Raw genomic sequence first — 27,000 nt, 5'->3', positions numbered from 1 at the left:
CCCGCCGGGTCAGCGGGCGATCAGCACGGCGAGCCCGGCGGCCGGGCCGAGCAGGATCGAGGCGGCGGCGCACACCTGCGCGACCGGGCTCGACGCGGCGGGCGCCGCCGGGCCCTCCGCGGCGAAGACCGGGCGGATCCAGCGCAGGTAGTAGAACAGGCTCGCGACGGTGTTGCCGGCGGCGACCACCGCGAGCCAGGCGTACCCGCCGTCCCAGGCCGCCGCGAACATCAGCAGCTTGCCGGCGAAGACCGCGGTCGGCGGCGTCCCGACCAGGCCGAGCAGGCACACCACGAGCGCGAACGCCGTCCAGGGCGAGCGGCGGCCGAGCCCCGCGTAGTCGGCCAGCCGCTCGGCCCCGGTGGCGACCACGACGGCGAACGCGCCCAGGTTCGTGACCGCGTAGGCGGCCAGGTAGACCAGCAGGGCGGGCGCGGCCAGGGCGGTGCGGCCGGCCACCGCGACCGGGACCAGCAGGTAACCGGCCTGGCTGACCGTCGAGTACGCCAGCAGCCGCCGTACGTTCTCCTGCTGGAAGGCGGCCAGGTTGCCCAGCGTCATCGTGCCGGCGGCCAGCACCGCGAGCAGCGCGGGCTCGTCCAGCACCGTCGTCGCCAGCCGGTACAGCGCCACCAGCGCCCCGATCTTGGGCACCGTGGTCACGAACGCGGCCACCGGCGCCGACGTGCCCTCGGTGACGTCGGGCACCCAGAAGTGCGCGGGCGCTCCCCCGGCCTTGAACAGCGGCCCGGCCAGCAGCAGCACCGCGCCCACCGCCGGGGCGCGCGCGGCGGGGTAGGCGGTGGCGCCGGACCAGCCGTACACGACGGTGGCCCCGGCCAGCATGAGCACGCCGAGGAAGGCGCCCATCAGGTAGTACTTGAGCGCCGCCTCGGTGCCGGACGCGTCCTTGGCGAACCCCGCCAGCGCGTACGCCGGGACGCTCGCCAGCAGGTACGCCGCCACCAGCACGAGCAGGTCGTCCGCCCCCGCCATGAGCACGGCCCCCAGCGCCGCCAGCACCATCAGCGTGTACAGCTCGGTCTCCCTGCCGTCCCCCCTGACCCGGCCGGTCGCCAGCCACACGGCCAGCAGGGTGGCCAGGCAGACGGTCAGCCGGGCGGCTCCGGTCGGCGGATCGACGGCGTAGGCGTCGAAGGCCAGGACGGCGGGGCGCGGCAGGGCGGCGGCGCTCGCCGCGGCGGCCCCGGCGAGCGCCGCCATGCACACCCTGGCGGCGACGCGCTGCCGCCCGCGGGCCACGAACAGCCCCACGACCAGCGCCGTCACCGCGCCCAGCAGCATCAGAACCTCGGGCAGCATCGCGGTCACCGCCGCGCCGCCGTGAGGTGCGCTCATCGGCCCGCCAGGGCGACGACGGCGCGGGCGGCGGGCTCGATCAGGTCCAGCAGCGGACGCGGCGCCAGGCCGATGACCAGCGACAGCACGAGCAGCGGGGCGATCGCGCCCAGCTCGCGCGGCCGCACGTCGGTGACCCGCGGCGTCAGCTCGCCCGGCTCGCCGAGGAACGCGCGTTGCAGCGCCCGCAGGAACAGCGCCGCGGTGATCAGGATGCCGGTCACGGAGAGCGCGCCCGCCACCACGGCCCCCGAGCCGATCACCCCGGTGAAGATCTGGAACTCGGCGATGAACCCGGACAGTCCGGGCAGTCCGAGCGAGGCGAACGCCGCCACCGCCGTGAGCCAGGCCAGCACGGGCGCGCGTCCGGCGATGCCGCCGTAGCGGCCGAGGGCGTAGCCGCCCGCGCGGTCCCACAGCACGCCGGTGATCAGGAACAGCGCGCCGGTGACCAGGCCGTGGCTGACCATCTGGGTGACCGCGCCGCTCACCGCCAGCTCCTTGGCCCGCGCAGGGCCGCCGGCCAGCCCGGCGGCGCCCAGGGCGAGCACGACGTAGCCCATGTGGTTGACCGAGGTGTAGGCGACGAGCCGTTTGAGGTTCTCCTGGGCGAGCGCCACCAGGGCGCCGTACAGGACGCTGACCAGGCCGATCACGATGACCAGCCAGGCGTACGCGCGCCACGGGCCGGGCAGCAGCGGCACGGCGATGCGGGCCAGCCCGTACGCGCCCATCTTGAGCAGCACCCCGGCGAGGATGGCCGACCCGGCGGCCGGGGCGTCGGTGTGCGCGGGCGGCAGCCAGGTGTGCACGGGCACGACCGGCGTCTTGACCCCCAGGCCGATCCCGATTGCGAGCAGCACGGCCGCGCCCGCGTCCGGCGGGCGGCGGGTGAGGTCGGCCAGGTCGAACGTGTGCGGGTCGGCGGCCAGGTAGAGGCCGATGAAGCCGAGCAGCAGCGCCAGCGAGCCCAGGAAGGTGTAGAGGAAGAACGTCAGCGCGGACCTGGCCCGGTCGCCGTGCCCCCAGCCGACGATCACGAAGTACATGCCGACGATGGACAGGTCGAAGAAGACGAAGAACAGCAGCAGGTCGAGCGCCGCGAACAGCCCGGTGGAGACCGTCTGCAGGAACAGGAACAGCGCCGCGTGCGCCTTGGGCCTGCTCGGCTCGCCCAGCGAGTGGACGGCGCAGAGCAGGAACAGCACCGCGGTCATGGCGATCAGCGGGAGCGACAGGCCGTCCACGCCGACGTGGTAGCCGGCCCCCGCCGTCGGGATCCAGCGCAGCCTGGTCTCGTACGCCAGGCCGCCTCCGTACCCGGTCCACAGGGCGACGACCAGGGCGAGGTCGGCGGCGGACGCGGCCACCCAGATCAGGCCGGCCGCGCGCGCCGTGACGCCGGGCAGGACGAACAGGGCGGCGGCGGCCAGCGGCAGGAACACGACGACGTCGAGCACGCCTCACCTCACGATCGCGAACACGACGGCCAGCACGACCAGGGCGACGGCGGCCTGGGCGAAGTAGGTGTGGACCTGTCCGGTCTGGGGGCGTCTGGCCAGCCCGCCGAGGCGTCGTACCGCGCCGCCGGTCCGCTGGACGAGCCCGTCGAGCCCGGACTCCAGCGGGCTTCCGGCCAGCCGCGCGGCCCGCAGTCCCGCCCGCGCGACGGCCTCGACCGCGCCGTGCACGACCCGCTCGTCGAACCGGGCCGCCCACCGCGCCGCCCGCAGCAGCGGCCGCCACACCACGGCCCGCGCCGCCCGCTCCAGCCCCAGCCAGCCCCCGAACACCGCGCCCGCGTGCGGAAGCGCGGCGGTCCCTGGCCGCACCGCGATCGCGGCGGTCACCAGGGCGAGCGCCGGGACGCCGGACAGGGCCAGCTCGCCCGCCGTGAGGCCGGGCGCGCCCGGGTCGCCCACCAGCCGGGACCACCAGCCGTGCACCGCGGGCAGCCCGACGATCCCGAACCCGGCCGCGACCAGGGCGAGCACCGGCAGCGGCAGCAGCTCGGGCCAGGCCATCCGGCCCGTGGCCCGCCGCTCGCTCCCGGTGCCGGTCGCCGCGTCGGCGGGCCGCCAGACCGCGGCCAGCGCCTTCCCCGCGTACAGGGCGGCCACCAAACCGGCGGCGAAGGCCACCACGCGCGGTCCAGGTTGCGCGACCCCGCCCAGGACGGCGTCCTTGGTCACCCACAACGACAGCGGCGGCAACCCGGCCAGGGCCGCGGCCCCCACCCCGAACGCCACCCCCACCAGCGGGAACCGCCGGGCCGCACCGTGCAGCCCGGCCAGGTCCTTGGTGCCGAGCGCCGCCAGCCAGGCCCCCGCCGCGAGGAACAGCAGGCTCTTGACGGCGGCGTGCGCGACCAGGTGGGCCGTCCCGCCGGAGACCGCCGGCGCCCCCGCCGCCAGCACCATGAACCCGACCTGCGCGCAGGTCGAGGCGGCCAGGAGCTGTTTGAGGTCCCGCTGCGCCAGCGCGACCAGGCCGAGCAGCAGCGCGGTCACCGCGCCCGTCCAGGCCGCCACCGCCGCCGCCCAGCCGGTGGCCGCGAGCAGGGCGTGCAGCCGCAGCAGCAGGTACGCCCCCGCGACCACCATGGTCGCCGCGTGCAGGAACGCCGACACCGGGCTCGGGCCCGCCATCGCCCGCGACAGCCAGAACGCGAACGGCCCCTGCGCCGACTTGCCCAGCGCGGCCAGCACGATCCCGCCCGCCACCACGTCCCGCCACGGCGGCGGCAGCCCCGGCAGCCCGGTGAGCGCCAGGCCGCCGCCCGCGGCCAGGGTCGCGCCGCAGGCGACGTACAGGCCCAGGTCGCCGGCCCGGGTGGTGACGAAGGCGACGGCTCCGGACCGTACGCGCTCGCGGTCGCGCCAGCGGCAGCCGATCAGCGCGTACGACATCGCGCCCATGACCTCCCAGCCCATCAGCAGCAGGACGAGGTCCGTCGCGGTCACCGTGGCCAGCATCGCGCCCAGGAAGATCAGCATCAGCCCGTGGAAGCGCCCCGACCGCTGCTCCGCCGCCGCGAACACCAGCACGGCCAGCCCGACCGCCGCCACGGTGACCACCATGACCGCCGAGAGCCCGTCCACGGCCAGCCCTTCGCCGAGGATCAGCCGGGCGGTCGCCGAGGGCCTGGTCGCCGCCGCGTGCCCGGCCAGGCCGAGGGTGAGCGCGGCCGTGGCGACGGACAGGGCGGGGACGGCGCGGCGCACCGGGATCAGCAGCGCGCCGGCGGCGGCGGGCAGCGCGGGCAGCAGCCACAGGGACGGGCTCATCCCTTGAGGTCTCCGGCGGCGTCGGTCGTGTCCACGTCGCGGGCGCGGAAGACGGCCGTCGTGACGGCGAAGCCCATCGCCATCTCCAGCGCCATCACGGTGACCGCGACCAGCACGAGGACCTGGCCGTCCGCGGCGGCCGGGGCGACGTGATACCAGAAGGCGCCGGCCGCCGCGAGCACGCCGTTGATCATGAGTTCGAGGCCCATCATGAGCATGACGATCGACTGCTGGGACAGCACGCCGTACAGGCCGACGGCGAACAGGGCGGCGGCCAGCAGCAGGAAGGCCTGGAGGGTCACCGGTCGTACCGTCCGCGGTGGGTGGCCAGCAGCACGGCCGAGATCATGGTCGCCATGATGGCCACCCCGACGACCATCATGACCAGCATCTTCGGCCCCATCAGGGACAGGCCGAGCGCGTGCGTGGGGTCCGCCGGCGGGCGTCCGCGCCGGCTCGGCGGGCGGACGAGCAGCGCCCCGGCGGCCAGCAGGACGAACACCGTTCCGGCGACGGCCGCCGCGCCCCGCTGGTTGTGCACCATCTTCATCGGCATGAGCCCGGCCGGGTTCATCATGTACATGATCATGAAGACGGCCATGACCAGCATCTCCATGACCATCATGAGGACGACCAGCACCCCCAGGTACTCCAGGTCGATCAGCAGCAGCGTCCCGCCCACGGCCAGCAGCGAGACCAGCAGCGCGAACGTCGCCCGCGCCATCGAGTCCACCACGAAGACCGCCACCCCACCCGCCACCGCGACGACCGCCAGCGCCCAGAACGCCACGTTCACGGCAGCACCGCCACCGCGACGACCAGCAGCTGCACGAGCGTGACCGGGATCAGCACCACCCACGCGAACTGCACGAACCGGTCCATCCGCACGACCGGCACCCGGTGCCCGGCCAGCACCAGCACGGCCAGCACCGCCGCCGTCTTGACCGGCCCCCACACCCAGCCGGGCAGCACGGGCCCCGCCGCGCCACCGAGGAACAGCGGCACCGCCCCGGCCGCCGCCACGACCACCAGCGCATGGCGTCCGGCCAGGAAGACCAGCCGGTCGGGGCCGCCCAGCTCGCCCGGCACGCCGCCGCACACGTCCCGCCCGACCGGCTGCCCCATCGGCCCCCAGAACGCCATCGCCACCGCCGAGACGAGGTAGACCGCGAACGCGACCGGCATCCACACCACGAACCACAACCCGCGCTGCGCCGCCACGAGGTCGGCGAACCGCAACGACCCCGCCCCCACGCCCGCGGTGATCAGCACGAACATGTGCGGCAGCTCGTACGCCAGGCCCTGGGCCAGGAACCGGTAGCCGCCGACCAGCGGCCACACGGCGTTGACCCCCCACCCGACCAGCCACAGAGCCCCCCAGACGCACACCTCCATGGCGTTGAACCACACCACCCCCGCTCCCAGGTCCAGCACCGCCTCGCCGCCGACCGGCAGGACGACGGCGGCCAGCAGCGCGGCCACCGGCAACGCCACGACCCCGGCCCGGGTGAGCAGGACGTCGGCCCGGTCCGTGCGCCGCCGCTGCTGCACCACCAGCCGCGCCGCCTCCCTGAACGGCGCCACCGCCGCGGCCCGCCACGCCTTCCGACCATTGCCGAGCGCCGCGTCGAAGGCCGCCGCCCCCCACGTCAGCACCGCCATCCCCAGGGCCGTGCCTGCGGCCGTGCCCGCAGCCACCGGTTCACCCGTCCCTGGCCGCCGACGGCAGCCGGTCGAGGTCCGGATCGAGACCGGCCACGATCAGCCGTGCCACGGCGAGCTCGGCCCCGGTCAGCAGTCCGGGCAACAACGCCAGCACCTCGTCCACCGGGACGTCGCCGCCGTCCCCGGGTTCGGAGCGCGCTTCGGTCAGGGCGTCCACGTCCTCTTCGGTCAGGGCGTCCACGTCGTCGAGCCACCGGCGCGCACGATCCAGGGTGTCCCCGCGCAGCCGCTGTGGGGCGCCGGGGCCGAGGTCACCCGCGCCGCGCAACATCCACCGCAGCACCCATGACCGGCGCACCCGCCGCGTGAACCGGACGCAACGACGTCTTCCCCGCTCGTCCACGGCGCCCGCGAGCAGGCGGTCGCGCAGGCGCCGGGCGTCCGCCGCGGCGGCGGGCCATCCGGCCACGCCGAGCAGCCTGCCGAGGCCGTCCAGCCGGGCCGCCGCCGTCCGCCGCCGCGCCTCTTCCCGGCTCGCGTCCGGCTCCGGGGCCCAGAACGCGTCGCCCGTGCCGTCGGCCGGCAGGGTTCGCACGTGCGCCTCCTGGATGACGTCCCCTTGCAGGACGGTCTCCACCACCAGCCCCGCGGGCCAGTCCGCGAGCACGGGTCCCAGCGGCACGTGCAGCCGGTCCAGCTTCAGCCTGTCCCGGTCGGCCCCTCGGCCGGCCATGGGAGTGTCGTCCGCGGAGGTCCCTGCGGCCAGGACGCCGGCCTGCCGCCACTGGCCGGGTTCGTCCCCCAGCACGTGGACGGCGTCGTCCAGCGCGGCCACGACGTCGCCGGGCGGGACGTCCGGCGGCAGTTCCACCAGCGCCCTCGGCACCGGAACCGCCCTCCAGACCTCCCCTACGGCCGCCGCCAGCTCCGCCCCGGGACGCCCGCACACCACCATCAGGCTCGCCTCCGCCGCCGACGCCGCCACCGGCCAGCCACGACGGTCCGCCTCCGCCTCGACCAGCAGCCGCGCGCCCGTCCCGTACGGGCAGGCGACCAGGAGCACCCGGGGCCGCAGCGCCGCCTGCCGCAGCAGCCACCCCCTCAGGCCCACCGGAACGCCCCTTCCCGCCACGCGTACAGGACGCCGACCAGCAGCAGCCCCAGGAACGCGAACATCTCCACCACCGCCGGCAGCCCCACCTCGGCCACCACGAGGGCCCACGGGTACATGAAGACCATCTCCATGTCGAAGGCGAGGAAGACCAGCGTCACGGCGTACCACCGGACGTGGAAGCGGGACACCGCGTGCTCCCGCGGCCGCGCCCCGGACAGGAACGGCCCCACCCGCACGACTCCGCCGGGCGAAAGGGCGAGGGAGGCGAGGTACACCGCGGCGACCCCGGCGGCGAGCAGCGCCACGAGCCCCAGCACAGCGCCCACCGCTCTCACCTACCGCAGAGCCCCGAAGATCAGAATCACCTGCCCCTCACGGTAGCAACCGGAATCCGACTTGCCCGCGACCGACATCCCCCCTTACCAGCACGAACGCGGCCGGGCCGGCGATCGGAGGGTCAGTGCGCGAGGCCGAGAGAGGTGACCAGGTCGCGCATCTCGTCGTCGTAGACGGCGGCCGGGTCGTGGACGAGGGCCCGCAGGTGCCCGTAGATCTCCAGGGCGACGAGCCCGTGCATACGGCCCCACACCCGAAGCGTCACCGCGATGGCCGCCGGCGGCAGGTCCGGGAAGTCCTCCCGGACGTGGGCGACCAGGGCGGGGTCGAAGTCGGCCCAGGTGTAGGCGCCGCCCCCGGACGCGCACTCCCGGGCCGCCGGCCAGGCCGCGGCGACCAGCCCGACGAGGCCGGCGCAGGCACGCGCTTCGGCCTCCTTGCCCGGCCCTTCGTCGGGCGGACGGTAACCCGGCACGGGGTCGCCGTAGATCAGCCGGAAGCCCTCGGGGCTGGCCAGCGCCCACTCGCGCATGGCTCGGGCCCAGGCCAGGATCCGGCCGCCCGGATCGTGCTGCGGCACCGCGTCGCGGGCGGCCTCGGCCGCGTCGACGGCCGAGGTGTAGACGTCGCCGATGAGCGTCGTGACCAGGTCGTCGCGGGTGGGGAAGTAGCTGTAGATCGCACCGGCCGTCATGCCCATCTCGCGGGCGATCGCGCGCAGCGAGATGGCGTCGGGACCGCCGTCGGCCATGAGCTGCAGGGCGATCGTCTTGATCTCGGCGCTGGTCTGGGCGCGTAGCCGGTCCCGGCGGCTCGTCCTGGGGTCGCTCACGGTCGACAGTTTACACGGCATGCTGTTTACTGAACGGCGTGTAGTAATCGAACGCTGTGTTGGGAGTCAGCAGGTGAGCACCATCGATGTGATCCACGCCTACCTCGACGTCTGGAACGAGCCGGACGCCGCCGCCCGGCCGGCCCTGATGAGGTCCGTCCTCACCGAGGACTCGCTCTACGTCGATCCCGAGAACGCGGGCCTGCGCGGGCACGCCGAGCTGTCCGAGGTGATCGGCCGCGTCCGGAGCGGGCTCGGCGACCTCCGGTTCACCCTCGACACCGTGGTCGGCGTCCACCATGACCGGGCGTTGTTCCGCTGGCGGCTCGGCCCGGCCGTCACCGGCTACGACGTCGTGGAGTTCGACGGGGGCCGCATCCGCAGCATCGTCGGCTTCTTCGCCTGAGCCGCATCCGCGGCATCGACGGGTTCTTCGCCTGAGCCGCATCCGCGGCATCGACGGGTTGTTCGCGTGAGCCGCATCCGCCGGACCGCGGACCCGCCATCCATCGCGGCGCAAGCCGTGCGAACCACACCAGGAGCACTCATGTCCCTCTCGTCCGCCTCCCGGGCGCCGGTCACCGTCGTCGGCCTCGGGCTGATGGGCCAGGCGCTGGCCACGGCCTTCCTGGCGAACGGTCACCCGACCACCGTCTGGAACCGCTCGGCGGCCAAGGCCGGCGACCTCGTCGCCAAGGGAGCCGTCCTGGCCGGCTCCGTCACAAGCGCGGTCGAGGCGAGCCCGCTCGTCGTCGTCTGCGTCTCGGACCACGACGCCGTGCACGGGTTGCTGGCCCCGGTCGCCTCCTCGCTGGCCGGCCGCACCCTCGTCAACCTGACCACGGCGACCTCCGTCCAGGCCCGCGACACCGCGAGGTGGGCGGTCACGATCGGCAGCGCCTACCTCGACGGGGCGATCCTCGCCCACCCCCAGGCGATCGGCACCGCCGACGCCACGGTGCTGTACTCCGGCCCGGAGGCCGCCTTCGAGGAGCACCTGCCCACCTTGCGGGCGCTCGCCGAGACCGGGACCGTCCACCTCGGCGAGGACCACGCCCTGTCCGCCCTGTACGACATGTCCGTCCTGAGCGTCATGTGGGGCGTACTGAACGGCTTCCTCCAGGGCGCCGCCCTGCTGGGCGCCGCGAACGTCAAGGCGACGACCTTCGCGTCCCTGGCCACCACCGCCATCGGCGTGACGACCGGCTACGTCTCCGCCTACGCCCGGCAGATCGACGAGGGCCGGTATCCGGCCGCCGACGCCACCCTCGCCGTCCACCTGGGCGGGATGGAGCACCTGGCGCAGGAGAGCCGGGCGCTCGGCGTCAACACCGAGCTGCCGGACCTGTTCCTGGAGCTGGCCCGGCGCGCGGCGGCCGGCGGCCGTGCCGGCGACGGTTACGCGGCGATGATCGAACAGTTCCGCGAGCCCTCGGCCTGACGTCTCCCTCCGGCGGCGCCGGGGGCCTTCGGGCTAACCGCCGATGACGATGGTCTCCGTGGAGCCGTCCTCGTCGGGCGGGTCGTCGGCGGCGGCGTTCCGGCGCGCGCCGGACGGACGTCCCGGCGTGCCGCGAAGGCGGGGCAGGCGGGACGTCACGAGCGCCATCAGCGCGCCGGCCAGCGCCGCGGGCACCAGCAGGTACGCCGGAACCCCGCCACTCGGCACCTCTCCGGCCGGAACCCGCGCGGCCGCACTCCCAGCGGCCAAGGCCCCGCCTCCGGCCTGCGTCCCGGCCCCGCCTCCGGCCTGCGTCCCGGCCCCGCCTCCGGCCTGCACCTCGGCCTGCGTCCCGGTCGGCGCCCCGGCCAGAGTCCCGGTCGGCGCCCCGGCCTGCGTCCCGGTCGGCTCACCGGTTGGCTCGCCGGTCGGCACCGGCGTGCTCTTGCCCGGCGGGAAGCCCGGCGGCCGGACGGCGCCCCAGGGGTCCTTCCCGTCCCCGCCGAACGTCGCCACCTTGTCCGGCGGCACCGGGTCGGCCAGCAGCCGCCCGGGAACCGTGAGCGTCCCCACGGCGTAGGGCTCGAACCAGCCCTGGAGGCCCTCCACCCGCCACACCCCGTCCGGCACGGCCACCGACGTGGCGTAGTGTCCGGCCTCCGGCAGCGGGGTGCCGGGGAAGGTGACGGTCCTGCCGTCGGCCCGGGTGAGGCGCAGGCCGACGGGGTCCAGCTCGCCCGCGTAGGGATGCGTGCCGTGCTGCAGCACCCAGAACCCCACCGTGTACGTCTTCCCGCCCGCGAACGCCGCCGGCGGCGGATCGAGGTAGGTCACCGCCCACCCCCCGCGCGAGGAGGCGGACGCCGCCCCCACCCACCAGCCGGCCACCACCAGGACGACCAGCGCGGCGGCCGCCAGAGCAGCCGGTACGGCCACGTTTCTCTTCATCACGCACCTCCGACCTCCCTACACCGCCCGGCCCCGCCAGGTTCCGCCCGCGAACCGAAGAAGCGGCCGGGTGCGACAATTCCCGGCGCGGCGCGCACAATGGAGTCAGCACGAAGGAATCAGGGCGAGAATTCGGCGAGGAGCAAGGAGGCTTACGCCGTGTCCGCCACCGAAGGCGAATATCTGACCGCGATGCTCGACGTTCTGGTTTACGAGAACGTATTGGTCGCCTGGCGCCGCGCGCCGGGTGGTCATCTGATCGTCACGCACGAGGGCGAGGAGATCCGGCTGACGGCGCAGCAGGCAGGGATGTGGGCGCAGGGGGCGTTCGCGGTTTATCTGGCGTTGGTGGATCAGCGCCGTATCACTCCGCGCATCCCCGGTGACACCACAACGCAATAACACGCATCAGAACAAAAACCCATTTTTCCAGATTTGTCGCCACAGCGGCCGTGAAGAACCGTCCGGGCAGCCGGTCAAGCCGGTTTACGGGCGCGTCCGAGAATGTGCGGCAACCTGGGCGACAACGGCAACGGCCGGAAGGCGAACCGTTCGCGCTCCTCGACCACCAGCCCGCTGTCGATCATGGCACGCTCGGTGTCGCGGTTGAGGCGGCACCCGCCGGCCATCCGCCGCCACAGCGGCGTCACGAGGTCCTGCACCAGCGCGCCGGCGGCCCGCGAGGAGCGCACGTGCTCGTAGAACCGCACCTCGCCGCCGGGCCTGAGCACCCGGGACACCTCGCCGAGCACCGCGCGCTGGTCGGGCACCGAGCACAACACCAGCGAGAGCACCACGGCGTCGAAGGAGGCGTCGGCGAAGCGCAGGTCCGCGGCGTGCCCGGCGACCACGCTCACGGGCACCGGCGCGCCGGCCGCGGCCTGCCCGGCCAGCCTCCGCAGCCGGTCCTCCGGCTCGACGGCGACCACCTCGCGCACCCCCGCCGGGTAGTGCGCGAAGTTCAGCCCGTTGCCCGCGCCGACCTCCAGCACCCGCCCGGCCAGCCCGGCCAGCAGGCGCCGCCGGTGTTCGGCCGCCCCCCGCCGCTCCGACTCGGCGCTCATCCGCTCGTACGCCTCGGCGAAGCGGGGGTTCTGGAACCGCGTCAGGTCCTGCACGTCCTCCACGCTAACCGGCCCGCGCGCCCCGCGCGCATCGGTCACGACCGGACGAGCCGGGCGATGGCGTCGGCCGCCTCCTTGACCTTGGCCTCCGCCTCGGCCCCGCCCTTCTGCGCCGCCTCGACCACACAGTGCGCCATATGCTCCTCCAGCAGCGACAACGCGAACGACTGCAACGCGCTCGTCGTCGCCGAGACCTGCGTCAGGATGTCGATGCAGTACTTGTCGTCCTCGACCATGCGCTGGATGCCCCGCGCCTGGCCCTCGATCCGGCGCAGCCGCCGGAGGTGGTCCTGCTTGCCGTCGGTGTACCCGGCCATCTCCCGGTCCTCTCGCTCGCTACACCGACCGCAACACGGTACCCCCCTACCGTATTCCGGAGCGGGGCCGGTCAGCCGCCCTGGTTGTTCATGAAGCGCGAGATCAGCCACTGGCCGCCCTGGTGCGAGAGCATGAAGAGCTCGCGGTAGGTGGTGTCGCCCTGCTTGCTGGTCGCGCGCGCGAAGGCGTCCTGGGTGCCCGCGTTCCGCGTCTCGTCGATGGTGTGCGTGGCCGACTTCAGGTCGGCGCCGTCCTTGAGCAGCTTCTCGTAGAGGCTGCGGACGGCCTGCGAGCCCGTGGCCGTGGCCTGCCCGTCGAAGGCCACCACGGCGTCGCTGGTGAACGTCTTCACCACCGCGTCCACGTTGCCGGACTTCAGGGCGTCGAAGTAGTTCTGGACGGCGGCACGCGGCTGGGTGGCCGCCGTCATGGTGCCGGTCGGCGTGGCGGTCCCGGTCATGGTCTCGGTCGTGGTCGGCGACTCCATGCCGGTCTCGGTGGGCGTCATCATGGTCTCGGTCGGTGTGGCCGGGCTGGCCTCGCCCTTCATCGCCTGCGTGTTGCTCCCCGCGGAGCAGCCCGCGACCAGGACGACGGGAACGATCGCGGCCAGCAGGAGTGCCCTGCGCTCAGAAATCTTGCTCATGGCCGGGTTGATGCCCTCGCCGGTCGTTCCCGAATGCCCGGTTTAGGCACTCCGCACGACCCCTTTACCTCATGTCGGTATTACTCACGGTAACGCTTCACTGTCATTGGTGAGACCGGTCAGAGCTGTGATCGTTGCCGCCCCGAGACCGGGCGGGGAAGGGCCGCCTATAGCGTCCCTCCAGTGCGGCCAACACAGGCGAATCCGGAACCACTGCCCCAGCGTGAGGACGCCGAACGCTGTGCCAGCGTCCGGTCCGGACGGCGGTGCGTCCTTCCCGCGGCCCACCCCACCCCGCACGTCTACCCGCCCGTGGAGGCCCTCTAGCGACGTCTTCGCAGGTGAGGGGGCCGGCCCGCGGGGCAGGTGACCACGATGGACGAAGAGACGACCACCGTCACGCCCTGCGAGGACGGCCCGCTGCTGATCAGAGGCCCCTTCGAGCTGCTGACTCAGGACGGCGAGCCGATCGACCCGGGAAGGGCCACGGTCGCGCTGTGCCGGTGCGGCCGGTCGTCGACCAAGCCGTTCTGCGACGGCTCGCACAAGTCCGTCGGCTTCCAGGCGTCGAGCGAGCCCGACCCGCCGGCCGACTCCTGAGCCCGCGCGCGCAGCCACCGCGCCGAGTGGGCGGCCCGCGCGAGCCGTCCCCCCGCGTACGGCACGCCGCCCGCGCAGGCCGCCCCCACCGCCAGCCAGGAGCACACCGCCCGCTCCAGCACCCACACCGGCGCGAACAGCGAGGCGCCGGCCGGGAAGACCCGCCGCCCGCCGGCCCGCCGCCGTCCGGCCTCGGCCAGCGCGACGGCCGCCCCGGCGGCGGCCAGCAGCGGCAGCGGACGGCGCACCAGCGCGAGCGCGGGCAGCACCGCCAGGAAGCACGCCAGCCGCGCCGGCTGGGCGAGGTCGTCGTAGGCCTGCCGCACCCGCTGCGACCAGAACCGCCGCGCGTCGCACGGCAGCCTCCGGACGTACAGGCCGGGCGGGCGCAGCTCGCGTCCGCCGTGGGCGCGCACGGTGCGGACGAGCTCCAGGTTCTCGAACAGCACGTCGCCGTCGTAGCCGCCCATGGCCAGGAAGAACGACCGCCGGACGCCGAACGTGCCCGGATAGTCGGCGCCGAACGCGCGGTTGAGCAAGGTGCGGGCGGTGTCCCAGCGGGCGTGCCAGGGGGCGGGGTCGAAGTAGTTCTGCGGCCTGACCAGCTCGGCGCGGGCGAGCAGGGCGTGCATCTCGGCCAGCGCGGGCAGGTCGTAGCGCACGTCGTCGTCGGCGATCACGACCCGGTCGCCCGCGGCCAGCCGCAGCCCGGTCGTCACGCCGTTGACCTTGCCGTTGGCGAAGGACAGACCGGCCGCCGGGCTGACGTGCCGGACCAGGCAGCGCCAGCGGCGGGCGTGGCGGGCGTACAGCTCGGGCCGGCTGCCGTCGACCACGGTCACGCGTACGTGCGGCGCGAGGGCGCGCAGGTACTCGGTCAGCTCGTCGAGGCCGGAGTCGTCCTGCCAGCGCAGCGGGATCACGTAGTCCAGGTCGATCACGCGGGCACCTCCTGGTCGAGCAGCGAGGACGCGCCGCGCTCCCAGTGGCCCATGACGTGCTCGGCCCAGCGGCGTTCGAGGGCCAGGGCGCAGGCGGCGCCGTACAGGACGTCGCCGGTCAGGGCGGGGAAGGCGGCCGCGAACCCGCCGCACAGGTCGGCCGCGGCGATCTGCTCGTGCACGGCGTCGGCCTGCACGTGCTCCTCGTAGAACCGGGCCGCCGCCGCGTCGCCGCCGAGCCGGCGCAGGCCCGCGGCGTAGCGGCGGTTGGGCAGCGACGAGGTCATCTCGATCGCGGCCAGATGGCCGACCAGCGCGCCGCGCAGCCGCCGGTGCAGCCCGAACAGCGACATCGCGTTGGTGACGGCCAGGGTGACCGCGGGGACCTGCGGCAGGTACGCGCCGTAGGAGTCGTCGAGGCCGAGTCCGCGCATGGTGTGGCCGAACAGCTCGCAGTGCATGCGCTCGGGCCGGCCGCCGCCGTACTCGTCGGCCTGGATCTCCACCAGGGCCGCCTTGGGCCGGCCGCGCAGGCGCGGGATGGCCCAGGTGTGCGGGTCGGCCTCCTTCAGGTGGTAGATCGAGCGGTGGATCACGAACTCGCGGAAGGTGTCGATCCCGGCCTCGCGCTGGAGGTGGAGCGAGAGCGACGGCTCGTCGTCGTCCTCGGCGGTCAGCGCGGTGAGCGCGCGCCGCACCTCGCCGGGCGGCACCGGCCCGGGACGCGGCACGGCCCCGGCCAGCTCCCGCTCGAAGCGCTCCTCCAGCGAGCCGCGCAGGCGCAGCAGCGACGGCTCCCACTCCCAGCGGTCGTCCACCTCGTCGAAGCCCTGGTAGTGCAGCTCGTAGCAGGCGAACAGGGCGAGCTGGAGATCCTCCTCGCCGTCGGGGCCTGGGACGTCGGGCAGCGTCGCGGGCGGCCGGGCGAGCCGGTCGAACAGCAGGTCGGTGAGCGGGCCACGCGCGGGCGGCAGGCGCATCAGGCGGCCTTGCGGTAGACGGAGACGTGCGCGCGGCTCTCGTCGGTGAACGGGGTGCCGATCCAGTCGGCCCAGCGGTGTTCCAGGGCCATCCCGGCCAGCCTGGCCATCAGGTCGAGCTCGCCGGGCCAGGCGTAGCGGTGGTTGGCGGGCAGCAGCCGCACGCCCTCGCCGGTCAGCCGTACGCGGGTGGTGCGCATGTGCTGGGTGGCCGGGGCGAGCCTGGCCGCCTCGATGAGGACGACGTCCTCGGCCAGCGACAGCAGCCGCAGCGCCGAGCCGTCGCGGAAGGCGGCCGGGTCGGGCACCCACGCCTCGACCACGAACCGCCCGCCGCCGCGCAGGTGCCGGGCCGCGTTGGCGAAGCAGTTGACCTGGGCCTCCTGGGTGGGCAGGGCGAAGATCGTGTTGATCGCGAGCACCACCAGCGCGTACGAGCCCTCGACCCGCATGGTGGAGAAGTCGCCCACCGTCACGGGGACGGCCGCGCCGCCGGGTTTGGCGCGCAGCTCTCGGGTCATCTCCGGCGAGGCGTCGATCCCGGCGACGGACAGGCCGCGGGCGGCGAGCGGCAGCGCCAGCCGCCCGGTGCCGATGCCGAACTCCAGCACGGGGCCGCCCTCGGCCAGCGCGGCCAGCCGCTCGACGGCCGCGCCGGTCGGCAGCTCCGTCACCGTGGAGTCGTAGATGTCGGCGATCGCGCGCCCGTAGGCGGAGGCGTCGTAGGCCACGCGCACCTCCTGTCCCCCGTGTTTCAGCAGGTCAATGCCCCTGCTCTGATCGGCTAAACGCTGACCTCCACCCGCCCGGCCGCCACCCGCACGGCGTAGACGGGCACCTGGACGGCCTCCTCGTCCAGGCACGTCCCCGACACCAGCGAGAAGACCTGCTTGTGCAGCGGCGAGGCCACGGTGGGCTCGCCCCGCCTGGTGCCGACGATGCCGCGCGAGAGCACGTACGCGCCGCTGAACGGGTCGAGGTTGTCCAGGGCGTGCACGTGCCCCTCGTAGGTGCGGAACAGCGCCACCTGCCGGTCGCCGACCAGCGCGCAGACGCCGCGCTCCGGCGGCAGGGCCGCGTACTCGCAGACCGGGGTCCAGCTCATCGGGCCATCACCGGCCTGATCTGGCCGCGCTCGGAGGCGAACACGATCGACGGGTCGGGCACGCCGGGGGCGTTGACGAAGCTGACGAACCTGCCCAGCTTCTCCGGGTCGTCCAGGGTCGCCGCCCACTCGTCGGCGTAGGTGGCGACGTGCTGTTCCATCTGGGCGTCGAGGTCGGCGCAGATGCCGAGCGAGTCTTCCATGATCACCTTCCGGAGATGGTCGAGGCCGCCGTCCAGCGACTCCAGCCAGGCGGCGGTGCGCTGCAGCCGGTCGGCGGTGCGGACGTAGAACATCAGGAACCGGTCGACGGTCCTGATCAGGTCGCCGGTGCTCAGGTCGGTGGCCAGCAGGTCGGCGTGGCGTGGCCGGAAGCCGCCGTTGCCGCCGACGTACAGGTTCCAGCCCTGCTCGGTGGCGATGACGCCGAAGTCCTTCGACCTGGCCTCGGCGCACTCGCGGGCGCAGCCGGACACGGCCGACTTGAGCTTGTGCGGCGAGCGCAGGCCGCGGTAGCGCAGCTCCAGGGCGATGGCCAGGCCGACGGAGTCCTGGACGCCGTAGCGGCACCAGGTGGAGCCCACGCACGACTTCACCGTGCGCAGCGCCTTGCCGTAGGCGTGGCCGGACTCGAAGCCGGCGTCCACCAGCCGTCGCCAGATCTGCGGGAGCTGCTCGACCCGGGCGCCGAACAGGTCGATGCGCTGGCCGCCGGTGATCTTGGTGTAGAGCCCGAAGTCGCGGGCGACCTCGCCGATCACGATGAGCTTGTCCGGCGTGATCTCGCCGCCCGGGATGCGCGGGACGACCGAGTACGTGCCGTTCTTCTGGATATTGGCGAGAAAGGCGTCGTTGGTGTCCTGCAACGCGGCCCGCTCGCCGTCGAGCACGTGCCCGTTGTGCAGCGAGGCCAGGATCGAGGCCACCGCGGGCTTGCAGACGTCGCAGCCGCGCCCCTGCCCATGCTCGGCGATGAGCCGGGAGAACGTCGTGATCTTCCGCACCCGGACGATGTCGAACAACTCGGCCCGCGAGTACGCGAAGTGCTCGCACAGCGACCTGCCGACCTCGACCCCCGACTCCTCCAGGAGCTGCCTGAGCATCGGCACGCAGCTCCCGCACGTGGTGCCGGCCCGCGTGCACGCCTTGAGGCCGGGCACGTCGGTCACGCCCAGCTCGGCGACGGCGTGCCGGACGTCCCCCGCGCACACGTTGTTGCAGGAGCAGACCTGCGCGTCGCCGGGCAGGTCGAGCGGCGCTGCGGAGCCGCTGAACAGCAGGTCGGAGGGCGGCGCGGGCAACGGCTTGCCGACGAACGGCCGCAGCGCCGCGTACGGCCCGGCGTCCCCCACGCAGATGCCGCCGAGCAGCGTGCGGGCGTCGTCGCTGATGAACAGCTTCTTGTAGATCCCGGCGACCGGGTCCATGTAGGTGACGTCGAGGGCGCCGTCCATCGCGCCGAACTGGGCGACCTCGACGCCGAGCAGCTTCAGCCTCGTGGCGGTGTCCCCGCCCGCGAACGAGGACGTCCCGCCCATGATCCGGTCGGCGGCCACCTCGGCCATCGTGTTGCACGGCCCGACCAGGCCGTGGACCGTGCCACCGGCCAGCGCGCACTCGCCGATCGCGTAGACCGACGGGTCGGAGGTGCGCATGCCGTCGTCGACCACGACGCCGCCCCGCTCCCCCACCGCCAGCCCGCACGCCCTGGCCAGCTCGTCGCGCGGCCTGACGCCCGCCGAGAACACCACGACCTGGCCCTCGATCAGCGTGCCGGACGGCGTGCGCACCCCGGCGACCCGGCCGTCCGGCCCGGTGACGACCTCCTGGACGCCCGACCCGGCGTGCACGCCGAGCCCGAGGGCCTCGATGTGGCCCTTGAGCACCGCGCCGCCGCCCTCGTCCACCTGGCGGGGCATCAGCCAGGGGCTCATCTCGACGATGTGCGCCTTCAGGCCGAGCGTCCGCAGCGCGTCGGCCGCCTCCAGGCCGAGCAGGCCGCCGCCGACCACGACGCCTTCGGCCGCGTGCCGGGCGGCCGCGCGGATGGCGTCCAGGTCGTCGATGGTGCGGTAGACGTGGGCGTGCTCGCGTCCCGGCACCGGCGGCACGAACGGCGCCGACCCGGTGGCCAGCACGAGCACGTCGTACGGCTCGGCGGCCCCGCCCTCGACGGTCACCGTCCGCGCCGCCCGGTCGACGGCGACGGCCCGGCGGCCCAGCCGGGTCACGGTCCCGGCGGGCACCGGGTAGGTGAGGTCGGCCACGGTGGCCCCCGACAGGTACGAGGTCAGCGCCACCCGGTCGTAGGCCGGGCGCGGCTCCTCCCCGATGACGGTGACCCGCCCGTCGAAGCCCCGGCTCGCCAGGGTCTGCACGAAGCGGTGCGCGGCCGGGCCGTACCCGACGACGACGATCCTCCTCATACCGGCACTCCTTCCTGATCGCACAACCAGCCGACGATGCCCTCCACGGCGTCGCGGCAGGTGCCGCAGCCGGTGGTGGCCCTGGTGGCGGCGGCCACCCCGGCCACGTCACGGGCGCCGGCCGCCCAGCACGCCCGGATCTGTCCCTTGGTCACGTTGTTGCACCGGCAGACCTCGGCCGCGTCCGGCATCAGCACCGGACTGCCCGCGACCGGCGCCGGCGACAGGCCCGGGAACAGCAGGCCCGCGCGGTCGCCCGGCACCGGGCCGCCGCGGTCGAAGAGCTGGGTGAGGGTGCCGACGGCGTCGCTCTCGCCCAGCAGGATCGCGCCCACCAGCCGCCCGTCGCGGATGACGAGCTTGCGGTAGGTGCCGCGGGCGCGGTGGCTGAAGCGCACCACCTCGGCGTGCTCCTCGTCGAGCTGCGTCTCGCCCATGGCGGCCAGCTCGACGCTCCTGGCCTTGAGCCTGGTGACCAGCCGGGAGCCGCGGTAGCGGGCCTTGCCGCCGGTGATCACCTCGGCCGCCACGGCGGCCTGCTCCCAGGCGGGGGCGACCAGGCCGTACACCGTGCCGTCGTGCTCGGCGCACTCGCCGACGGCGAAGATCGACGGGTCGCCGGTGCGCAGCTCGTCGTCCACGACGACGCCGCGCCGCACCTCCAGCCCCGCCGCGGCGGCGAGCCCGGTGACCGGGCGCACGCCGCAGGCCAGGACGACCAGGTCGGCCTCGACCAGCTCGCCGCCGGCCAGGCGGACGCCGTCCGGCTCGACCGCGGCCGCGCTGACGCCGGTGCGGGCCGCCACGCCGAGCCCGGCCAGGGTCTCGCCGAGCACCTGGCCCGCCTCGGCGTCGAGCTGGCGTTCCATCAGGTGCCCGGCCAGGTGCAGCAGCGTGACCGGCAGGCCGCGCCCGGCCAGGCCGCGGGCGGCCTCGACGCCGAGCAGCCCGCCGCCGACGACGGCCGCGCGGCGCGCCCGCCCGGCCGCCCGCACGATGCGCTCGCAGTCCGCCAGCGTGCGGAACGGCACGGCCCGACCGACGCCGGGCAGCGGCGGCACGACCGCCTGGCTGCCGGTGGCCAGGACCAGCAGGTCGTACGGCTCGCGCCGCCCGTCCGCGGTCACCACGTGCCTGGCGTCCCGGTCGATGCGGGCGACCTCGGCGCCGGGCACGGCCTCGACGCCGTGCGCGGCGTACCAGGAGGGGTCCAGCAGGCGCACCTGGTCGGGACGCGCGCTCCCGGCCAGCACGTCCGACAGCAGCACCCGGTTGTACGGCGGGCCCGCCTCGGCCCCGAACACGGTCACCCGCATCCGCGGGTCGCGCGCCCGCACCTCGCCGACCAGGCGTGACCCGGCCATCCCGTTCCCCACGACGACGAGCCTCACGAGTCCCTCTCCACCCTGACCGCGCAGACCTTGAACTCCGGCATCCCGGACACCGGGTCGAGCGCCGGGTTGGTGAGCCGGTTGGCGCCCTCCCAGTGGAAGGGCATGAACACGGTGTCGCGCCTGATGGCGTCGCTGATCCTGGCCACCGCCCTGCTCCGGCCCCTGCGGCTGCTGACCCGCACCAGGTCGCCCGCGGCGACGCCGAGCTGCGCCGCCAGGTCGGGATGCAGCTCGACGAACGGCTCGGGGGCGGCCCGCACCAGCGAGGCGATCCGGCGGGTCTGGGCGCCGCTCTGGTAGTGGGCCAGGACGCGGCCGGTGCTCAGGTACACGGGGTAGTCCGCGTCGGGCTCCTCGGCCGCGGGCCGGTGCTCGACCGGGACGAACCGGGCGCGGCCGTCCGGGTGGGCGAAGCGGTCCAGGAACGGCCGGGGCGTGCCGGGATGGTCCTCCGACGGGCAGGGCCAGAAAACGCCGGTCTCGGCGGCGATGCGCTCGTAGGTGATGCCGGAGTAGTCCGCGACGCCGCCCGCGGCGGCCCGGCGCAGCTCGTCGAAGACGGCGGCCGGCTCGGTGTCGAAGCGGTGGCCGAGCCGGGCGGCCAGCCCGGCGATGACGTCCAGGTCGCTCCGGACGCCCGCCGGCGGCGCGACGGCCCGGCGGCGCAGCAGGACGCGGCCCTCCAGATTGGTCATCGTGCCGCTCTCCTCGGCCCACTGGGTGACCGGGAGCACCACGTCGGCCATGGCCGCGGTCTCCGAGCGCACCACGTCGGCCACGACCAGCAGGTCCAGCCCGGCGATCCGGCCGCCGACGTGCCCGGACGCGGGCGCCGACACCACCGGGTTGGACCCGAACAGCAGCAGCGCCCGCGGCCCCCGCGGGGTGCCGAGCGCGTCCAGCAGCTCGTACGCCGTCCGCCCCGGCCCCGGCAGGTCCTCGGCCCGCACGCCCCACACCCCCGCGACGTGCGCGCGGGCCGCCGGGTCGTCGATCCTGCGGTAACCGGGGAGCTGGTCGGCCTTCTGGCCGTGCTCCCTGCCGCCCTGGCCGTTGCCCTGGCCGGTCAGGCAGCCGTAGCCGGAGCCGTGCCGGCCGGGCAGGCCGAGCGCCAGGGCCAGGTTGATGAACGCGGTGACGGTGTCGGTGCCCTTGGCGTGCTGCTCGGCGCCGCGTCCGGTCAGCACGTACGCGTTCCGGACGGCGGCCAGCGCGCGGACGGCCTGCCGCATCCGGTGCACCGGCACCCCGGTGACGCGCTCGACGCGTTCCGGCCACCAGGCGGCCAGCGAGGTGCGCACGTCGTCGAAGCCGGTGGTCCTGGCGGCCACGTAGTCGGCGTCCACGAGGTCGTCGGCGATCGCCAGGTGCAGCAGCCCGAGCGCGAGCGCCAGGTCGGTGCCGGGCGTGGGCTGCAGGTGCAGCCAGGCGAGCCGGGCCGTCGGGGTGCGGCGCGGATCGACGACGATCAGCCGCGGCCCCGACAGGTGCCGGACGAACGGCGGCATGGTCTCGGCCACGTTCGCGCCGGCCAGCAGCACGACGTCGGCGTCGGCCAGGTCGGTGACCGGGAACGGCAGGCCGCGGTCCATGCCGAAGGCCCGGAGGGAGGCGGCGGCGGCCGAGGACATGCAGAAGCGGCCGTTGTAGTCGATCTGGCTGGTGCCGAGCGCGACCCTGGCGAACTTGCCGAGCTGGTAGGCCTTCTCGTTGGTCAGCCCGCCGCCGCCGAACACGGCCACGGCGTCGGGGCCGTGCTCGGCGCGGATCGCGCGCAACCGGGCGGCGACGTGGTCGAGGGCGGTCTCCCACTCCACCGGCTCGCCGTGCAGCAGCGGCGTGGTCAGGCGTGCGCCGTTGATGAGCAGCTCGGCCGCCGTCCAGCCCTTCTGGCACAGCGCGCCGGGGGCGTTGGCCGGGACGTCGGTCCTGGGGCTGATCTCCAGTGCGGGGCCGATCTCCATGCCGCACTGGAGGGCGCAGTAGGGGCAGTGTGTCTTCGTCATGTCAGACCCGGGCGTGGGCGAGGCTGGCGGCGGCCGTGACGCCGACGGTGCGCGTGTAGCACCACCAGGTCAGCGCCAGGCAGCCGGCGTAGAAGACGGCGAAGGCCAGGAACGCCGGCGCCGGGGTGCCGGCCGCGGCGAACGCCATGCCGAAGGCCCGGTTGACGAGGAACCCGCCGAGCGCGCCGACCGCCGAGATGACGCCGATCGCCGCCGCGGCCTGGCGCCGGCCGTGCAGCAGGGCCTCCGCGCCCGCGCCGCGCTCGGCGACCGCCTTGGCGTGGAAGATCGCCGGGATCATCCGGTACGTCGAGCCGTTGCCGATGCCCGCGGTGAGGAACAGCAGCTGGAAGGCGAGGAAGAACAGCCAGAAGCCGCCCGCGGCGCCGGCCGCCCAGGCCAGCAGCACCCCGGCGCCCATGGCCGCGAAGTTCCACTGCGTCACCCGCGCGCCGCCCAGCCGGTCGGCCAGCCAGCCGCCCACCGGCCTGATCAGCGAGCCGAGCAGCGGCCCGGCGAACGCGACCGCCGCGTACGGCGCCTCGGGGAACAGGCTCTTGCTCAGCAACGGGAACGCCGTCGAGTAGCCGATGAACGACCCGAACGTGCCGACGTACAGGACCGACATGATCCACGTCTGCGCCCGTCCGGCCACCGCGAGCTGCTCGCGCGGCTCGGCCCTGGCGCCGGCCAGGTTGTCCATGAAGAACCACGCGCAGGCCGCGGCCACCACGATGAACGGGATCCAGAACCAGCCGGCGGCGGCCGTCCCGAGCGAGCCGATCACCAGCGGCACGACGAGCTGCACCGAGCTGACCCCGACGTTGCCGCCCGCCGCGTTCAGCCCGAGCGCCAGCCCCTGCCTGTCGCGCGGGTAGAAGTAGGTGATGTTGGCCATGCTGGAGGCGAAGTTCCCGCCGCCCACCCCGGCCAGCGCCGCGATCACCAGGAACAGCCAGTACGGCGTGCCGGGATCGTGCACCGCCACCCCGAGCAGCACGGCCGGGACCAGCAGCAGCGCGGCGCTGGCCACGGTGAAGTCGCGCCCGCCGAACCGGCCGGGCCCGAACGTGTAGGGCACCCGCAGCACGGCCCCCACCAGGTTCGGCAGCGCGACGAGCCAGAAGAGCTGGTCGGTGGAGAAGTCGTAGGCCCCCATCCTGGTGGCCACGACGCTCCACAGGGTCCAGACGGTGAACCCGAGATGCTCGGCCACGATGGAGAAGACCAGGTTGCGCAGGGCGACGTGCCTGCCGGTCCGCTGCCAGAATGCCGGGTCGTCGGGGTGCCACTCGGTGATCCAGCGCGCCATCGATCTCTCCTCCGCTCGGCGTCGGGAGCACCACGGTAGGAGTGCCGCGTTACGCGTTCCGGCAGCCGCCGGGGGTACGGCGGTTACGGGTGATTCACCGCGGTAACAGGACGCGCACAAGCGTCACCGGCGAAACGCGCCGGTAATGAACGGAGTTCTGGCTGGTTACGTGGCCTTTCCGGGGGTAACAGCACTCATGGCAAGGGGGGAATAATGATCAAAAAGCTGCACCAGATGGGCATCAAGTCAGGCCACATGTACGCCGCGGGGCTGGCGTCCATCGGCCTGTCGTTCTGTTCCTGGATGATCTCCAAGAACAAGGAGGGCGCGGGCCTCGACCGGGCCGACCGGTGGGGGATCTTCATCGGCGAGTGGGCGCCCACGTTCTTCGCGATCGGCGTCGCGCTGCGGATCGAGGAGACCCACAAGGACCTCGAAGAGCGCGGCACCGAGATGTTCGACAGCACGCAGGGCCAGCGGTCCCGCTCGCACGTCGGCGTTTGACCAGGAGGCCGCGCAGGTCACGCCGGGGGGCCGGCCTGCGCGGCACACCTGTGCACCGGCGTCCTCAGCGGGACAGCCGCTCCAGCGGCTCGTCGGTCAGCCGGTACTTCAGCCACTCGTCCTGCCGCACGGCGCCGAGCTTGTCGTAGAAGGCGATGGACGGCTCGTTCCAGTCGAGCACCGACCACTCCAGGCGCTGGTAGCCGCGTTCGGCGCAGATCCTCGCCAGTTCCGCCATCAGCGCGCGGCCGTGGCCGCCGCCCCGGTGCTCGGGGCGCACGTACAGGTCCTCCATGTAGATGCCGTGCACGCCGCGCCAGGTGGAGTAGGTCAGGAACCAGATCGTGCAGCCGACGGGCTCGCCGTCCTGCTCGGCGATGTGCGCGAACACGGCGGGCCGCTCGCCGAAGAGCGAGCTCCGCAGCATCTCCTCGGTCACGCGCACCTCGTGCGCGGCGTTCTCGTACGTGGCCAGCTCAAGGATCATGCGCACGATGGCGGGGACGTCTGCTGGGGTGGCGGGGCGAATCATGCGCACAGGGTAGCCAGCGCATTCGGCTGAACCGGCCACCGCCCCCGTACGTCGTTACGGCAGAACGGTATTCGGGGGACCGTCCGGAAGCTCAGCCCGGATGACCGAATGGGGACGGAAACCGTGGGCGTTTCAGAGGAGCTGGGGGTTCGCCTGCCCCCGTATCCGGACATCAGGCTCGCGCTCGTGCTCGGTGAGCGCGCTTTGTACGTGAACGGGGATCTGCAGACCGCCAGACGCTGGTTCGACTCGGCCTACCGGCAGGCCGAGGCGGGCGGCGACGTGCCCGCCCTGGCCAGGGCGGCGCTCGGCCTGGGCGGGGTGTGGGTGCAGGAGCACCGCACGTGCGCGGAGTCGGAGATGGTGCGCGCGCGTCAGCGGCACGCGTTGTCGCTGATCGATCCGTCCTCGTCGCCGGCGCTGCGGCTGCGGATCAGGATGACCGGGGAGGAGGACTACAGCGCGGGCGGGCACGAGGAGATCCTCCGGCTCGTCGAGCGGGCCAGGAGCGCGGGCGATCCGGCGGCGCTGGCCGAGGCGCTGAGCCTGGCCCACCACTGCCTGCTCGGCCCGGAGCACGGGCCGATACGGCTGGAGCTGGCCAGGGAGCTGATCGGCCAGGCGGCGGTCACCCGGCGCAGGGGCGATCTGCTGATGGGCCTGCTGTGGCGGACGGTCGACCTCTACCTGGCGGCCGACCCGCACGCCGGACGCTGCCTGGAGGAGCTGCGGGGCCTGCTGGCCGAGCACGACCACCTGGCCGTCGGGTTCGTGACCGACGTGATCGGGGTGATGCTGGCCCTCCGGGCGGGCCGGTTCGAGCAGGCGGAGAAGATGGCCGGCGACTGCTTCGAGCGCGGCGTCCAGGCCGGCGACATGGACGCCACCGGCTGGTACGGCGGCCAGATCGCCGCCATCCGCTGGTACCAGGGCCGCACGGCCGAGCTGCTGCCGGTGCTGGCCGACCTGGTCAGCTCGCCCACGCTCAGCCCGGTCGACAACTCCTACCTGGCGGGCCTCGCGCTGTCCGCGGCCACCTCGGGCGACCGCAGGGCGGCGGCCGGCCACCTGGCCCGGCTGCGCGGCCGGGACCTGGCCGACCTGCCGAGGTCGAGCACGTGGCTGTTCTCGATGTACTGCGTCGTCGAGACCGCCCACCTGCTCCAGGACGCCGGCGCCGCCGCCGAGGCGTACGCGCTGCTGCTGCCGTTCGCGGCTCTGCCGGTGGTGGCCAGCCTGGGCGTGCTCTGCCTCGGCTCGGTGCAGCACAGCCTGGGCATGGCCGCGCTCACGACCGGCGACCTGGACCGCGCCGCCGGGCACCTGGCGGAGGCCGTCCGGGCCAGTCTCGCGCTCGGCCACTGGCCCGCCGCGACGCTGTCGCGCTGGCGGCTCGGCCAGACGCTCGCGCTGCGCGACGGGCCGCACGACAAGGCGGCGCGGGCCGCCCGGAACGCCGCCGCGCAGGAGGCCAGGGAGCTCGGCATGGTGCTGCCCGCCGTGGTCGGCAGGGCGGGCGCGGCCTCCGGGACGTTCCGGCTGCGCAGGCACGGACGGCACTGGCAGGTCGAGCACGGCGGGCGGCTGGTGGTCGTCGAGCACAGCGTCGGCATGCGGCACCTGGCGACCCTGATCGCCAATCCGGGGCGCGAGATCCTGGCCGCCGACCTGGCCGCGGGCGCGCCGGCGCAGGACAGCGAGCCGGCCTCGGCGCAGCCGGTGCTGGACGACCTGGCCAGGGAGACCTACCGGCGGCGGCTGACCCAGTTGCAGGCCGACATCGACGAGCTGGAGGCGATGAACGACCTCGAACGGGCCGCCGCGCTGCGGCTGGAGCGCGAGTGGCTGGTGGCCGAGCTGTCGGCGGCGACCGGGATCGGCGGGCGGGCACGGCCGTTCACCGGCACGGAGGAACGCGCGCGGATCGCGGTGGGCAAGGCGATCCGGCGGGCGATCTCCCGCGTCTCGTCGGCCGATCAGGCACTGGGGGACGAGCTGCGGGCCACCGTGCACACGGGCGTGCGGTGCAGTTACCGGCCCCGGTGACGGCCGTACGGGCGTGCGGTGCAGCTTCCGGCCCCGATGACGGCCGTACGGGCGTGCCCCCGCGGCGCGCCCGTACCTTTCGTC

At 74.4% G+C, this 27,000-nt stretch carries 27 protein-coding genes and 1 pseudogene; 6 read left to right on the top strand and 22 right to left on the bottom strand.

The window, feature by feature from the left end:
* Nucleotides 1–9 precede the first annotated feature (9 nt).
* The 9 genes from ABT158_RS29900 to ABT158_RS29860 form a co-directional block, all read right to left on the bottom strand.
* Complete coding sequence (locus tag ABT158_RS29900) at nt 10–1,359, bottom strand: NADH-quinone oxidoreductase subunit N (protein ID WP_352358986.1); 1,350 nt, start codon at nt 1,357–1,359, stop codon at nt 10–12.
* Nucleotides 1,356–2,819, bottom strand: coding sequence for a complex I subunit 4 family protein (locus ABT158_RS29895; protein WP_352358984.1), 1,464 nt, complete (start codon nt 2,817–2,819; stop codon nt 1,356–1,358). The genes ABT158_RS29900 and ABT158_RS29895 overlap by 4 nt, the downstream gene beginning before the upstream one ends.
* Before the next feature lie 3 nt (nt 2,820–2,822).
* Entirely contained in the window at nt 2,823–4,646 is a 1,824-nt protein-coding gene (locus ABT158_RS29890) for a proton-conducting transporter transmembrane domain-containing protein (protein ID WP_352358982.1), read from the bottom strand.
* Entirely contained in the window at nt 4,643–4,948 is a 306-nt protein-coding gene (nuoK, locus tag ABT158_RS29885) for an NADH-quinone oxidoreductase subunit NuoK (RefSeq protein ID WP_352358980.1), read from the bottom strand. Before nuoK ends, ABT158_RS29890 begins: the two co-directional genes overlap by 4 nt.
* On the bottom strand, nt 4,945–5,442 hold the full coding sequence (locus ABT158_RS29880) for an NADH-quinone oxidoreductase subunit J (RefSeq protein ID WP_352358978.1): 498 nt from the start codon (nt 5,440–5,442) through the stop codon (nt 4,945–4,947). The genes nuoK and ABT158_RS29880 overlap by 4 nt, the downstream gene beginning before the upstream one ends.
* A complete protein-coding gene (locus ABT158_RS29875; RefSeq protein WP_352358976.1) occupies nt 5,439–6,344 on the bottom strand; it encodes an NADH-quinone oxidoreductase subunit H in 906 nt (301 codons plus the stop codon). The genes ABT158_RS29880 and ABT158_RS29875 overlap by 4 nt, the downstream gene beginning before the upstream one ends.
* Nucleotides 6,345–6,348: 4 nt before the next feature.
* A complete protein-coding gene (locus ABT158_RS29870; RefSeq protein WP_352358974.1) occupies nt 6,349–7,422 on the bottom strand; it encodes a hypothetical protein in 1,074 nt (357 codons plus the stop codon).
* Entirely contained in the window at nt 7,413–7,751 is a 339-nt protein-coding gene (locus ABT158_RS29865) for an NADH-quinone oxidoreductase subunit A (protein ID WP_352358972.1), read from the bottom strand. The genes ABT158_RS29870 and ABT158_RS29865 overlap by 10 nt, the downstream gene beginning before the upstream one ends.
* 131 nt (nt 7,752–7,882) lie before the next feature.
* A complete protein-coding gene (locus ABT158_RS29860; protein ID WP_352358970.1) occupies nt 7,883–8,593 on the bottom strand; it encodes a TetR/AcrR family transcriptional regulator in 711 nt (236 codons plus the stop codon).
* 73 nt (nt 8,594–8,666) lie between these two features.
* Here ABT158_RS29860 and ABT158_RS29855 point away from each other — a divergent pair, with 73 nt between their 5' ends.
* Nucleotides 8,667–8,999, top strand: coding sequence for a nuclear transport factor 2 family protein (locus ABT158_RS29855; protein ID WP_352358968.1), 333 nt, complete (start codon nt 8,667–8,669; stop codon nt 8,997–8,999).
* A 141-nt stretch (nt 9,000–9,140) separates the two neighbouring features.
* Nucleotides 9,141–10,034, top strand: a complete 894-nt coding sequence (locus ABT158_RS29850) for an NAD(P)-dependent oxidoreductase (protein WP_352358966.1) — start codon at nt 9,141–9,143, stop codon at nt 10,032–10,034.
* Nucleotides 10,035–10,067: 33 nt separating this feature from the next.
* On the opposite strand, the gene ABT158_RS29845 is transcribed toward ABT158_RS29850, so the two are convergent.
* On the bottom strand, nt 10,068–10,982 hold the full coding sequence (locus ABT158_RS29845; protein WP_352358964.1) for a hypothetical protein: 915 nt from the start codon (nt 10,980–10,982) through the stop codon (nt 10,068–10,070).
* A 159-nt stretch (nt 10,983–11,141) separates the two neighbouring features.
* On the opposite strand from ABT158_RS29845, the gene ABT158_RS29840 reads away from it, so the two are divergent.
* Nucleotides 11,142–11,384: a hypothetical protein gene (locus tag ABT158_RS29840; protein WP_352358962.1), complete on the top strand. Its 243-nt coding sequence runs from the start codon at nt 11,142–11,144 to the stop codon at nt 11,382–11,384.
* 74 nt (nt 11,385–11,458) lie between these two features.
* Here the strand turns inward: ABT158_RS29840 and ABT158_RS29835 are convergent, their stop codons facing one another.
* The 3 genes from ABT158_RS29835 to ABT158_RS29825 form a co-directional block, all read right to left on the bottom strand.
* A complete protein-coding gene (locus ABT158_RS29835) occupies nt 11,459–12,100 on the bottom strand; it encodes a class I SAM-dependent methyltransferase (protein WP_352358960.1) in 642 nt (213 codons plus the stop codon).
* A 41-nt stretch (nt 12,101–12,141) separates the two neighbouring features.
* Entirely contained in the window at nt 12,142–12,423 is a 282-nt protein-coding gene (locus ABT158_RS29830; RefSeq protein ID WP_352358958.1) for a metal-sensitive transcriptional regulator, read from the bottom strand.
* A gap of 71 nt (nt 12,424–12,494) precedes the next feature.
* Nucleotides 12,495–13,070: a YybH family protein gene (locus ABT158_RS29825; protein WP_352358956.1), complete on the bottom strand. Its 576-nt coding sequence runs from the start codon at nt 13,068–13,070 to the stop codon at nt 12,495–12,497.
* A 375-nt stretch (nt 13,071–13,445) separates the two neighbouring features.
* Between ABT158_RS29825 and ABT158_RS29820 the strand changes: the two are divergent.
* A pseudogene (locus ABT158_RS29820) lies at nt 13,446–13,559 on the top strand (hypothetical protein); the annotation flags it as partial.
* Here the strand turns inward: ABT158_RS29820 and ABT158_RS29815 are convergent.
* From ABT158_RS29815 to ABT158_RS29780, 8 genes are read right to left on the bottom strand one after another with little or no spacing between them, the layout of a single operon-like run.
* Nucleotides 13,523–14,611, bottom strand: a complete 1,089-nt coding sequence (locus ABT158_RS29815) for a glycosyltransferase family 2 protein (protein ID WP_352358954.1) — start codon at nt 14,609–14,611, stop codon at nt 13,523–13,525. The pseudogene ABT158_RS29820 and the gene ABT158_RS29815 overlap by 37 nt on opposite strands.
* Nucleotides 14,608–15,591, bottom strand: coding sequence for an iron-containing redox enzyme family protein (locus ABT158_RS29810; protein WP_352358952.1), 984 nt, complete (start codon nt 15,589–15,591; stop codon nt 14,608–14,610). Before ABT158_RS29810 ends, ABT158_RS29815 begins: the two co-directional genes overlap by 4 nt.
* A complete protein-coding gene (locus tag ABT158_RS29805; RefSeq protein ID WP_352358950.1) occupies nt 15,591–16,322 on the bottom strand; it encodes a class I SAM-dependent DNA methyltransferase in 732 nt (243 codons plus the stop codon). The genes ABT158_RS29810 and ABT158_RS29805 overlap by 1 nt, the downstream gene beginning before the upstream one ends.
* A 53-nt stretch (nt 16,323–16,375) precedes the next feature.
* The gene (nirD, locus tag ABT158_RS29800; RefSeq protein ID WP_352358948.1) at nt 16,376–16,696 is read right to left on the bottom strand and encodes a nitrite reductase small subunit NirD; all 321 of its coding nucleotides are present in this window, start codon (nt 16,694–16,696) and stop codon (nt 16,376–16,378) included.
* On the bottom strand, nt 16,693–19,122 hold the full coding sequence (nirB, locus tag ABT158_RS29795) for a nitrite reductase large subunit NirB (protein WP_352358946.1): 2,430 nt from the start codon (nt 19,120–19,122) through the stop codon (nt 16,693–16,695). Before nirB ends, nirD begins: the two co-directional genes overlap by 4 nt.
* Complete coding sequence (locus tag ABT158_RS29790) at nt 19,119–20,513, bottom strand: FAD-dependent oxidoreductase (RefSeq protein ID WP_352358944.1); 1,395 nt, start codon at nt 20,511–20,513, stop codon at nt 19,119–19,121. Before ABT158_RS29790 ends, nirB begins: the two co-directional genes overlap by 4 nt.
* On the bottom strand, nt 20,510–22,522 hold the full coding sequence (locus ABT158_RS29785; protein ID WP_352358942.1) for a molybdopterin oxidoreductase family protein: 2,013 nt from the start codon (nt 22,520–22,522) through the stop codon (nt 20,510–20,512). The genes ABT158_RS29790 and ABT158_RS29785 overlap by 4 nt, the downstream gene beginning before the upstream one ends.
* 1 nt (nt 22,523) lies before the next feature.
* Nucleotides 22,524–23,834 carry an MFS transporter gene (locus ABT158_RS29780; protein ID WP_352358940.1) on the bottom strand — a complete coding sequence of 437 codons (1,311 nt, stop codon included), beginning with the start codon at nt 23,832–23,834 and terminating at the stop codon, nt 22,524–22,526.
* A gap of 213 nt (nt 23,835–24,047) precedes the next feature.
* Between ABT158_RS29780 and ABT158_RS29775 the strand changes: the two genes are divergently transcribed.
* On the top strand, nt 24,048–24,338 hold the full coding sequence (locus tag ABT158_RS29775; protein ID WP_352358938.1) for a hypothetical protein: 291 nt from the start codon (nt 24,048–24,050) through the stop codon (nt 24,336–24,338).
* Nucleotides 24,339–24,402: 64 nt separating this feature from the next.
* Here ABT158_RS29775 and ABT158_RS29770 read toward each other — a convergent pair whose 3' ends face one another.
* Nucleotides 24,403–24,870, bottom strand: coding sequence for a GNAT family N-acetyltransferase (locus tag ABT158_RS29770; protein ID WP_352358936.1), 468 nt, complete (start codon nt 24,868–24,870; stop codon nt 24,403–24,405).
* A gap of 123 nt (nt 24,871–24,993) precedes the next feature.
* Here ABT158_RS29770 and ABT158_RS29765 point away from each other — a divergent pair, with 123 nt between their 5' ends.
* A complete protein-coding gene (locus ABT158_RS29765; RefSeq protein WP_352358934.1) occupies nt 24,994–26,916 on the top strand; it encodes a hypothetical protein in 1,923 nt (640 codons plus the stop codon).
* Nucleotides 26,917–27,000 lie beyond the last annotated feature (84 nt).

Source organism: Nonomuraea sp. NPDC001636, from assembly GCF_040298265.1.
In the GTDB taxonomy this organism is placed as follows: domain Bacteria; phylum Actinomycetota; class Actinomycetes; order Streptosporangiales; family Streptosporangiaceae; genus Nonomuraea.
This window is presented reverse-complemented; position numbering and strand designations above follow the sequence as displayed.